The 11,282-nt window shown below is 36.2% G+C and carries 12 protein-coding genes; all 12 read left to right on the top strand.

Annotated elements, in window-relative coordinates; genetic code table 11:
- Window positions 1–1,077: hypothetical protein (locus tag ACH2CJ_RS19555; RefSeq protein WP_394995609.1), on the top strand; the 1,077-nt coding region annotated here is incomplete at its 5' end.
- Window positions 1,078–1,080: 3 nt separating this feature from the next.
- Window positions 1,081–1,665 carry a hypothetical protein gene (locus ACH2CJ_RS19550; RefSeq protein ID WP_394995607.1) on the top strand — a complete coding sequence of 195 codons (585 nt, stop codon included), beginning with the start codon at window positions 1,081–1,083 and terminating at the stop codon, window positions 1,663–1,665.
- Window positions 1,666–1,917, top strand: coding sequence for a LytTR family transcriptional regulator DNA-binding domain-containing protein (locus ACH2CJ_RS19545; protein ID WP_394995605.1), 252 nt, complete (start codon window positions 1,666–1,668; stop codon window positions 1,915–1,917). It begins immediately after the preceding gene.
- Window positions 1,914–2,264 (top strand): hypothetical protein, encoded by a 351-nt coding sequence (locus ACH2CJ_RS19540; RefSeq protein WP_394995602.1) that lies wholly within the window; start codon window positions 1,914–1,916, stop codon window positions 2,262–2,264. The genes ACH2CJ_RS19545 and ACH2CJ_RS19540 overlap by 4 nt, the downstream gene beginning before the upstream one ends.
- Window positions 2,261–2,608, top strand: coding sequence for a hypothetical protein (locus ACH2CJ_RS19535; RefSeq protein ID WP_394995600.1), 348 nt, complete (start codon window positions 2,261–2,263; stop codon window positions 2,606–2,608). Before ACH2CJ_RS19540 ends, ACH2CJ_RS19535 begins: the two co-directional genes overlap by 4 nt.
- A 33-nt stretch (window positions 2,609–2,641) precedes the next feature.
- Window positions 2,642–2,851, top strand: a complete 210-nt coding sequence (locus ACH2CJ_RS19530) for a hypothetical protein (RefSeq protein ID WP_394995597.1) — start codon at window positions 2,642–2,644, stop codon at window positions 2,849–2,851.
- A 2-nt stretch (window positions 2,852–2,853) separates the two neighbouring features.
- Window positions 2,854–3,108, top strand: coding sequence for a hypothetical protein (locus ACH2CJ_RS19525; RefSeq protein WP_394995595.1), 255 nt, complete (start codon window positions 2,854–2,856; stop codon window positions 3,106–3,108).
- Window positions 3,109–3,114: 6 nt separating this feature from the next.
- Window positions 3,115–3,609 carry a hypothetical protein gene (locus tag ACH2CJ_RS19520; RefSeq protein ID WP_394995593.1) on the top strand — a complete coding sequence of 165 codons (495 nt, stop codon included), beginning with the start codon at window positions 3,115–3,117 and terminating at the stop codon, window positions 3,607–3,609.
- Window positions 3,602–7,000, top strand: a complete 3,399-nt coding sequence (locus ACH2CJ_RS19515) for a phage tail tape measure protein (protein WP_394995590.1) — start codon at window positions 3,602–3,604, stop codon at window positions 6,998–7,000. Before ACH2CJ_RS19520 ends, ACH2CJ_RS19515 begins: the two co-directional genes overlap by 8 nt.
- Window positions 7,001–7,023: 23 nt before the next feature.
- Window positions 7,024–8,199, top strand: a complete 1,176-nt coding sequence (locus ACH2CJ_RS19510) for a hypothetical protein (RefSeq protein WP_394995588.1) — start codon at window positions 7,024–7,026, stop codon at window positions 8,197–8,199.
- Window positions 8,196–10,190, top strand: a complete 1,995-nt coding sequence (locus ACH2CJ_RS19505) for a hypothetical protein (RefSeq protein ID WP_394995586.1) — start codon at window positions 8,196–8,198, stop codon at window positions 10,188–10,190. Before ACH2CJ_RS19510 ends, ACH2CJ_RS19505 begins: the two co-directional genes overlap by 4 nt.
- Window positions 10,191–10,495: 305 nt before the next feature.
- Window positions 10,496–11,282, top strand: a 787-nt coding sequence (locus ACH2CJ_RS19500; RefSeq protein ID WP_394995583.1) for a PAS domain-containing protein, incomplete at its 3' end; no start/stop codon positions are given.

Below are 11,282 nucleotides of genomic sequence, written 5' to 3'. Positions count from 1 at the left end.
AACGGTCAGAAAGGAGTTATGCAGAAAATCATCATTGATTCGACCGCTAATAATTATGCAATTTTCTCGCTAAACGATATTCACACACTCAGAATTCCTGCCAATCGCTACCAAAATCTTATTCCTTTGAGCAGTATTACAAAATACTACCGAGGTGATAAAACTTGGCAAACGCTTGATAAATCAGCTGTTGGATTAGGCAATGTTGATAACACAAGTGACTTGAGCAAATCTATTTCAACTCTTACTCAAGCTGCCTTGAATGCAAAAGAAAATAGTATTTCATTAGGCTCAACTGCTCAGTATTGGCGTGGCGATAAATCTTGGCAAACACTCGACAAATCAGCGGTTGGGTTAAGCAATGTTGAAAACACGGCTTTAAGCACTTGGTCTGGCACAACAAATATTACAACTATCGGAGCAGCAACAGCATCAGGCACTTTTCGAGTCGGAGCTTCGACGCCATATATCACAATGTCAAATTATTTTGGCACATCACCAAGAATAGTGTCATCATCAACATTAGATTTTGTTGCAAATAGTCAATTTATCTGGTACACACCAGGTGATATTCAACAAATGAAACTCACCAGTACTGGCCTAAAAATAGGATCAGGTTCGGCAACTTATAGATTGGATGTAACTGGTGATGTAGGTTATCAAGGCTTGATTTATGTCGGCAATACCAGCCGTGGGGTATCAATGTCGAGCGGCACTGTTGGGCAATTTCTTAGAAAATCTACTATAACTGATGGGTATTTTACACCGCTTACGATTAATCAATGGGCAAATATTGGCACGGCTGATATATCGGACTGGAGTAGTGCTTTTGATAGTCGCTTAGGTTTAACACTCAATAAGTTTAACAATGTTACAATTCTTGATAGTGCCTCTTTTACGCATTCATTATCAAGCACAAAATTAGCCGTAATGTTTTTTGAAAATCAGACAAAAGAAGTTGGTTTCATTGACTGGTATCCCGATACAAGTAATACAATAAAAGTCTATTTACCTCATAGAGATAAGCCAACGAAGTACAAATTTGTGGGCGATGTCTATATAATCAAACGATACTAATTTATGAAAAAAATTATTTTAATATTATTACTGCTATCTTTTTTTGATGGAGAAGCACAACGAAAAAGGCGAACGTTATTTGATGCTGACGTGAAAACTCCTGTGGATTCGGGCTTTTACGGCATTGGAATTATTGATAATCAGGCTTATTTGATTAATCACAGAAAAGATTCAGTCAAATTCAAGATGGAATATCCTTATATACGAGCTTGGAATACAGGTAAAGATTTAGCGATTACACTTACTCGAAATCATCCAACACTGATTTTTGCCGTAAAAGATTCAATAACTTTTACCTTGCCATCTGCTTCTGATACTCTGAACAAATACGTGAAATATGACATTCATTATCTTGGTTGGCGTGGTGGTACTGGAACAAATAAATATGTGCCTTATGATTCTAATTATAGAATGGTATTTAGCGACAGTATAAGATTTTTCAATTCTGCTACGCAAACGACTTATCGAACTTTGGAACTAAATCATTTGAGTGCATATAATTGGTTTAAGCTCAGTCCATATCGAAGGTTTGCTCTTGAAATAATTGCCAACAAATGGTATCTAACTTTTGCAGGTTTTCATTATTAAATGACAAAATATCCCGAAATAAACGAAGTAAAGTACCTGAAAGCAAATATCAATTATACTGAAATTATGCTTTTAGATGGTAAAATAATAATTAGTGGCTATACATTAAAAAAAGTCATCAAATCGCATTATCAAAACTTTCTTAGAATCAATCGTAGTATTGCAATTAACCCAAAAATGATTGAACACAAAGAAGGAAATCAAATAAAAGTAAACAACCAAATATTTACAATTTCAAGACGAAGATTATGAAAACTCTTATTTTACTGTTGCTAAGTTTAGTTGCATTTTCACAAAAAGACACTACAATTACCACCAAAAAAATAATAGTGGTTGATAGTGTTTATTATGTACAAACAAGTGCTACTTCTATTCGGCATGAAAAACTAAACACTCAGTTGCTTCAAAAAGTAGAGTACATTGAGCAAGAAAAAGCCAGAAAAGTCGACGAAAATATTAAGAATGAAATCGAGCGAAAAGAACTGGTAAAGCTCGTTCAGGAAGCTATCAAAAAAGGCTATAAACCTAAGTCAGATAACAGTAGCGATGACACAATTTACAATAGAATTATAAACAAAATCAAAAAAGAAAAACTATGAAATCACTATCAATCTTGTTTTTAATGCTCATATCATTGATGAGTATTACTTCAGTACCTATTCGCACCGTTTCAGCATCTACAACGATTAGCTCTGGCGATGATACTGGATTTGTAACCAATACTGGAGGGGCAGTTACCTTTACACTTGGCACTGTATCAAGCGGTTTTAGTTGTACTGTGGTCAATCACGGCACAGGAATTATTACCTTTTCAGGTTCGGTTACAGTAGCCAATGGTACAACAATTACAACTTTAAGCAAAAGTGCTTCCGAAATACTACCAAATCAAATAGGCAATTCTATTAACCTATTTTACGACGGCACAACCTGGCGTGGTCAATGAAATTTATAACCATTTAAAAAAATGAGACTCTCAATGAAAATCCACTTTGAAACAATGTTTCAGCCCATAATATTAAGTATTATCTCTATGATATCGCCAAACTTTGCTGTTTCTGTATTAGCTGTTTTTGGAAGCTTGACATTCATATTGCTCAATATTTCAAAGCTAAAATTTGACATCATAGACAAAGATTTCAACGGCAGTTGGATAGCCTATTTCAAAAAACTTTTTAATTTCAAGTAACAATGCGAGAATACTTCATTAGTTTACTCAAAACCCGCAACTCAGTGCTGAATGTCATTGCCTTGGTAATGGTTTGGGGTTTTATGTTTGATACATCCATGACCATTATTTATTTGATCATCAAGATTGACAAACTTACGCCCGATAATATCCGAATAGTAACAGATACACTTTCGTTGCTCAAGGAAGTAATGTTTTTGGTATTGGGTGCATTAATTCAAAAAAATGTAATTTCTGAAAAAGAAAATCATAAATGATGAGTTTTGAAACAGAATAAAAAAGCTTTGATTACTCAAGGCTTTTTTTATGTCCTTCCAACAACTAATTTATCTTCCGAAATTAGTAAAATGAAAGACCCGATTGAGCTAAATAACGACCTCGTAAAGTACGTAAACGAATCGGCCGAAAAAACCGAAAAGATTGTTGGGGCAAAAATTGCCCGAAACACCAAAATTTCAAACGGCTCACGACCCAACATCAAAGTTGCGGTCAATATCATTGCCGATGGTATAATTGAGCTGCAATACATCTACCGTGATTCGCTCAGGCTCAGAGATATGGGAGCTGGGCGAGGCTATACCAAAGGGCAAGCCATCGGTAGCCGCAATATTCGAGGTCGCCGACCTGTACGAATCACCAACCGCCCAATTTTTGCACAAATCAATCGTATGAGTGAGATTGTAAATGGTGTATTTTATGATTTCATGGTACAAGAAACCATACCAGAAAACCTTCTAAAAGTGAATAACAATGGCTAATGATAAAGATGAAGTTCAACACACGTATCGAATTGATGGTAAGCAAGGCTTAAACGAACTTTCAAAACTACAATTAGAATATAATGAACTTACAAAGTCAATAAAAAAGCTCACCGATACACAGGAAAAAAACATTGCCAAACTTTCATCAATGAAAGAGGGTACAAAATCTTTTGAAAAATTAGACAAATCTATAAAGGAAAGTTCTGAAAGATTAATTGTACAAAAATCCCTACTTGATAAAATCAAAACCTCTTTTGCCGAGCAGACTAAAGAAGTTAATTTATCATCAGTTTCTATTCAGCAATTGAAACGTTATTTATCAGTGCTGCAAGACCAATATTTAAAATTAAATCCGAGTCAAAAAGATTTTGTTGAACAACAAAATAGATTACGAGCTGCCGCCGCTGCCGCTAATACAGAACTTGAAAAACGTCAACCTTTACTTCAAAAACAAAAAAGTTTCATGGACTCAATCGGTTTACCTACTGCCTTGATTGGTGGTGGTATGGCTGGTGGAGTAGTCGGAATTGCAGGCGATATAATAAGCAGGGCATTAGATACAGCAATTAGCTTTATCAAAGGAAAAGCAGCAACCGAAAAAGCCTACGGTGGTTTATCGGCAATTTTAGGGCTTGATTTCGAAAAAGACAAGGAATCTTTGAGTTTCTATAAAGGTGCAGTGTCGGAACTTGGGCAGGAATTTAAAATAGCAGGGCTTGACATTATTAAGACAATTCAAATTGTTGGTTCATTAAAACCCGAATTGTTAAAACAGCGTGAAGCTCTCGTAAGTGTAACTTCAGATGTCATTACCCTTTCAAAAGCATCGGGCGATATGCTTTCGATGCAAGATGCTGCCGAAGCTGTAACGGGATCGCTCAATCAGTTTGGCGAAGAAGCAAATCAATCTACAAGATATATCAATGTGTTGGCGGCTGGCTCAAAAGAAGGAGCTTCTGAAATTCAACAAACTGCTGAAGCTTTCAAAAAATCGGGTGCCGTTTTGCGAGCTTCAAATGTAAGTTTTGAAGAATCGAATGCACTTGTTCAGGTTCTTAGTACCAAAATGATTCGTGGTGAAGAAGCAGGTACTGCCCTTCGTAATATTTTCTCAAAACTACTCACTGGAGCTGATGAATTAAACCCTGCCATCCACGGCACAGGCACTGTTTTGGAAAGATTGTCGAAACTTTCGCCTGCCGAAATGATGAAACTTTTCGGACAAGAAACAGTAATTGCCGCAATGGAATTGGTCAATGCTCGTGGTAAAGTTGAAAGCATGACCAAGGCTATTACTGGCACAAGTGAAGCTATTGAGCAGTATCGCAAGCAAACAAATAACTTGCAAGGTGATTTAGACGAACTCTCAGCAACTTGGAAGAGATTTATTTCAGACGTTCAAAGCTCCGAAGATGGTTTTTTGAGAAAAGCAATCGTTGGCACAACCATGCTTATTGACAACGTTAAAGAATTTCTAAAATACAGTAGTTACCTACATGGTGCAGAAGGACCTGAGCAAAAAAGGAATGACCAAAGAAAAGAGATTATTAAGCAAACCAATACTCAAATTCAAAGTTCGGCACAATCAAACTACCAACAAAACGTGCAAGATATTTTGCCACTTCAAAAAGGCAAAAACAAACAATTAGATGCCAACAAAAAAATACTTGAACAAACTCGTGAGCAATTCAAAATAGCCGAAAACGAGTACAATAATTTAACACAAAAAAAAGCCTCCCAAGACGAAATAAACGCCGCAGCGGCTAACCGAAAAAAATTAGGTTATATGCTTAAATACGGAAAAGAAGAAGCCGCAAGACTTGAAAAAAATGAAAAAGAGAACGCAGAATTAGTAGCTAAAATTAAAGCCGAAAAAGAGAAATCAGGCAAAGATAAGGAAGCAAACAAAGCTACTCAGCTAAAAGAAGACCGCATAGCCAATACTGAAAAAGTAGCCGAAGAAATCTACCGAATCAATATTGCGGCTATTGATGATGAGAGTAATAAAAAGAAAGCGAGCCTCGAAGCTGATTTGTACTATGAGCTACAAAATCGACAAAAATTAGTAGCCGAAAAGAAAATGCTACAAAGCGATTTGGATGCGTGGTATGCTGCCAAAGAAAAAACCTTGAACGAAGCCATTGCCGACATTGACACCGCCGCCGCCGATAAACAAGCCAAAGCCGACAAAGAAATTGCCGAAAAAGTATCAAAAACAATTCTCGAAACTCGACTTCAGTTAGCTGAAGCAGCAGGAGAAAAGGAACAAATACTTTTTGCTAAAATTGCCCTCCGTCGCCAGCAATTTGAAATTGACATTGAAAAAGCAACTGCCGTTGAAAAGCAATCTATTTACGCAAAATATTTGGCTGATATTCAAGGGCTTACGAATAAACATCAGGAAGAAGGAGCAAAAGAGCGAGCCAAATGGCAGGAAGAATCTGACAAAGCGTACTTTGATGAGTATACGAAAATGTCGGGCGATAACTACAAAAATCAAAAAGAAAATGAAAAACGAAGCGAAGAAGATTTAAAAAATGCCAAAGTAAAGTTTGCCGAAAATGCCGAAAACGCCATATTTTCAATCGTAGCAAGTCGTTTCATTAAACAAGAAAATGAAATTACGAGGTCGTATAACAATCAATCTAAAGCTCTCGAAAATCAGAAATCACAAAACCTGATTACTGAAGAAGAATACACGCTCCAAAAAGCTGAAATTGATAAGCAATATAACCGCAAAATGGCAGAAGCAAAACGAAAGCAAGCCATATTCGACAAAGCTCAAGCCCTTACACAAATTGCAATTGATACTGCCGTGGCCGTAATGAAAATTACAAGCCAAACAGGTATAGCAGCTCCGTTTACCATTCCACTGATTATTGGAGCTGGAGCTTTGCAAGCTGCTGCCGTTTTGGCAAGACCACTGCCCGAAATACCAAGTTTCTTTGATGGTAAAAGTTCAAACGATGTTTCAATGTTTCAACGAAGGCTTCCTGCCAACGATGGCAAGGGCGGCTACCATGCAATTTTGCATCCCAGAGAAGCTGTTATTCCAGAAAAAGTTACTCGCACACCCTTTTGGGCAAACATTGAGCCAATAATTAACCAAATGCGAACAGGCTCGGTCAGCTCAGTGCTTAACCGTAGCTCAACTCCGAAACCTGATTTTAGCTCAAGCAGTAGCTCAGTTAGCTCAAGCAACAGCTCTCAACAAGTTATTATGCAGCTACCGCCCGAAGTTATGGCATGGTTTGCGGCGACTCAAGCAAAAATAGACACCGGCATTCCGATGACATACGGCACAATGGCGGAATTTTTGGACAAGAAAAAAGAAGTGGAAAATTTGCATTTACGCAGCTTAATAAGCAAAGCTCCGAATTCATTGTAACAACCTAAAAACAAATTCAAAAAATGCTACCAGTTTATTTTGGTCAAAATGATATAATTCATACAGTGACTGGCTCACCGAGTGGTCGCCACAAAGCCGACGTTGTAATTGAAGATTACCAAGGGAAGTATAATTTTGCTACATCCCCTTTTCCCGCTTTAGATTCGGTCTATTTGTCGGGAGTTGGTTATAGATTTAATTTAAGAAATCTATTTCATAATTTTTCAGGATTCAACCTTCCCGTACCGAGCAATTCTCAGCTTCTTCCTGAAGCCGTGAAGGGCAATATTGTAAAAGTGAAAGTTCGGGTACAGTCCGTTGGCACAATTGCACTTTATGAAAACATATCGAATGTTTTTGCGATTTTGAACGGTGGAATGAGTGAATCAGATTTTGCAAAATTAGGAAATTTGTTTTTTGATATTTGGTCCCAGGTCAAAGGGCCTTTTTTGACTTGGCAACCAAAAACAAAGCGAGTAGAAATACAAAGTCCCGAACATTTGTATTGGCTACAAAACATTGTCAATGCTGAAATTGCCATCACGATTCGTTATACCATCAACCGATTAACGTTCAACGGCGTTGGATACGTAAACGCCACGACGGTGATTGACAAAACATTGGCGGTGAAAGCTTATGAAATGGCTTGCATACCTGTTAGACCAGAAATAGTTAGGCAATTAGATAGCAACATAGACCCAATCAGTATTCGCAATATTACTGTTCAAGTTATTTATGCTGCCACAAATTATTTATCAGAAATTCGAGATTTCAAAGTTTTTGATACTTCCAAAGGTTCGGGAAGTCCATTTTCAATGGCGGCCAATTCTGACACGCCAATCTATCTTAAAATACTCAACTCTTTTGGCGTTTGGGATACGCTTAGGCTCTATGGGAAGTTGAAAATGAGTACCGAAACCGAACGCTATACAGTGTCTTATGAACGCCGCATGAGTTTGCTCGACGTGGAAGGATTCGACCTGTTGGAAGCCAATACCGGTAGCCTTGACCAAGACTGGCTTCGCTACATGAAGCAATTATTGTACGCTCGTAAGATATACCACCTTACGCCAACTGGAAACCGTGAGTTGATTCTTGAAACAAAAAAACTACCAACTTTTGAAACCAACGTAGGCGACGAAAATGCTACATTCGAGTTTAGATATGTTGAACAAAACTCAAATTATTCAAACCTATGATACGAGTATTTGCAAAAAACAGCCAAATTGATTTGGCCGATAATCCCGCTATTGAATGTCAACTTAATAGCCCAATTTTGGGTTTGACTCAGCAAGGCTCAGTCGTTTATCCGTTTTCATGCCCTTTTACTGCAAACAATGATAAAATATTCGAATATTTCCGCCTTCCTGAAGCCAATATTGACCGCACAAAAACACTCACAGGAAGCATTTATGATGATAATATTCTGATTACAGAAGGCATTCTTTCAATCAAAAAAACAGATACAGCATATAGCATTGAAATTGCTGGCCCACCCGCAGGAGTGCCTGAAAGTTTTTGGAATAAAAAAATAAATACAGTTGATATAGGTACGCATGAATTTGAAAAAAAAGGAGTTACGACAAATTTGTATTCGCTTAAAATTACCCCTGAAATAGAGCCGTATTTTGGATTGGCAGGAAGTATCGTTAAAATTTATACTGGAAGTAAAATATTCGTAGATTATTTATTTCCTACGTTTGCTAGTACTCGTTATAATGAATTATATAATTCTGGTAGTAATCGTACTTTTGGGGAAGTTATGCAAGAATTAGCTTATGAATTTAATCAATCTAACTCATTATTCTTAGAAGGATATGAACTTGTAATTTCGAGTAAAGGGATTAATTTCTTTGGACCTGATAATTTAACAGAAACGCTTAATATAAAAATATCAGTATCATACCGCATTGCCGAACAAATTGGTTCAGGTACACTTGTAACGAAAGTGTTCGATTTTCAAAGAGTAATTTATTTGGCTCCCATATTAACAGGCTTACAAAACTTAACTCCTCTTAATAGTGCTTTTGTATGCCCAACTATTTATAATAAAGGATTTTACAACGAAAAAAATAAAATTTGGTCAAAGTTTGTCAATTGGTATGATGGAAAAATTTCAAAATATGGTGAAAACACCTTTCGAAACCCAACTGAATATACTTTAGTGCCGATGCTTAGCCTACATTATGTTGTTAAGCAATTTCTTACTTTGATGAATTATCAGGAGGTTGGACAGTTTTTTTTGGATGAAACTTTTAAACAGTTGATTATAGAAAACACAAGTAGTATTGACAAACAATGCGAAAGTTGCGACTTAACTTTTAATATTTTTAACACTAAAATTGACTATAAAACTCATTTGCCAAATTTTACGGTACAAGAATTTTTCGACGAACTTAAACAGCATTTTGGATTAACAATTGAGTATGATTTTATCAATCGAAAATGCAAAATTGATTTTATTCAACCAATACTTGATTCTACTGAAAATGAAGATTTTAGCGAAAAGGTAGGTAAAGTGGTTTCGTTAGAAACATCAAAAATTAAAAAAATACAATTTGGCTATGCTTATTCTTTTGTGCCTGATGCAGATAAAGCACACGAAATTAATCTTCCAATACCATCTGACGAATTGGTTGAAATCTCAACTGATGATTATACAATTTTCAAATCTAAAATTGGTTCTTTACCAGTGCAAGTATTTGACCCAGCCATTGAAACTATATTTATACGACCAAGGGGCAATGGTGTTCCAGTCTCAGGACCAGGCACAACGACAGTAACAACTGGTGTAATAAGAATGTACCCGTATTGTAACCAGTTAGGTAATTCGGTTCTTTATGAGCAAGATAAACAAGAGTTTGGAATGAGGTTATTGATTTTTATAGGCAAACAAACTGATCCACAAGGTGTTGAAATAATTCGTGCGGACTATAAAACTGCAAATCTAAACCTGTCGTTGTCACAAACCGACCCAACGAGCCGATACAATCGCTTTTTGGCTAATTATAAAACCTACCTAGAAAGTGCCGTTGAAGCCGTAACAGATGTGTTTTTGAGCGATGCCGAAGTTGCTGCTTTTGACTGGAAAAAGAAGAAATATATCAAAGGAATTAATTATTTGGTGCATCAACTTTTGCCCATTTTGCCAATAAAAAGAGCATTTAAAATGAAGATGAAGCGGTATTGAAATATAAAAATTTATTCCAAAAATAGGTTTTGTATTGCTCAAAAATCCCTCAAAAATGATTGGTTTAATTTAGTAGATTTTGGTCAAATAAAAAGTAAGCTGGATATGTAGGATATTCTAGAAAAATATTTATACTTTTGAGGACAGACTTTTCAGTTTTTTGATATTCAAATAGAAGGTATAGTTATATGAAATATAACCGCCAATATTCTTAAAACACTGAGTTTATGGCGATTATTCACTCGTTGGCGGCAAGCGTAAGACCGACCTGAACTAATAACAAGACACTATTGAAATTCAACAAAATGGAAAAGAACAAACTTGAAAATAGAATTAAGGAATTAGAGCTCGAATTGAGCTATTTAAGTGCATCACGCAAGTTGATGGAACAGGCTAACCACCCTATTCTAATTTTGAAAGGTGAGGATATGATATTGGAATTAGCGAATGACGCACTTTTTAAAATATGGAATGTAGGAAAAGAAGCATTAGGCAAATCGTTTTTAGAAATATTACCCGAAATGAAAGACCAGCCTTTTATGGGGCTGTTATTAGATGTGTTTCATAATAGAAAAACACAATATTGTAATAATCAGCGGGTCCATTTTACTCGTGCCAATGGTGAAATAGAGACCATTTATTTAAACTTTGTTTACCAGCCATATAAAGAAATAGACGGAACCGTTTCAGGCGTGTTGGTTTTTGCAAATGATGTAACTGAGCAGGTAAAACAAAAGATAGACTTTGAAAAAGTCATTGCAGGAAGAACTTCCGAATTATACGAAATAAACAAAGAGCTTGTTTTTGAAAATGAGGGGAATGAAAAACGGGCAACTGAATTAGTCATTGCTCGAAAAGAACTTGTTTTTCAAAACACAGAGAAAGAAAAACGGGCAACTGAATTAATCATTGCTAACAAAGAACTTGCTTTTCAAAATAAGCAGAAAGAAAAACGGGCAGCAGAATTAGTCATTGCTAACAAAGAGCTGATTTTTCAAAATGAAGAGAAGGAAAAGCGTGCCGCAGAATTGATTATTGCAAATAAAGAGCTTGCTTTTCAAAGTGAATTGAAAGAAAAACGGGCAGAGGAAA

Origin of the sequence: Emticicia sp. (assembly GCF_043780375.1) — a bacterium.
In the GTDB taxonomy this organism is placed as follows: domain Bacteria; phylum Bacteroidota; class Bacteroidia; order Cytophagales; family Spirosomataceae; genus Emticicia.
Note: the sequence above shows the minus strand (reverse complement) of the source record. Positions and strands in the feature narration are given on the sequence as shown.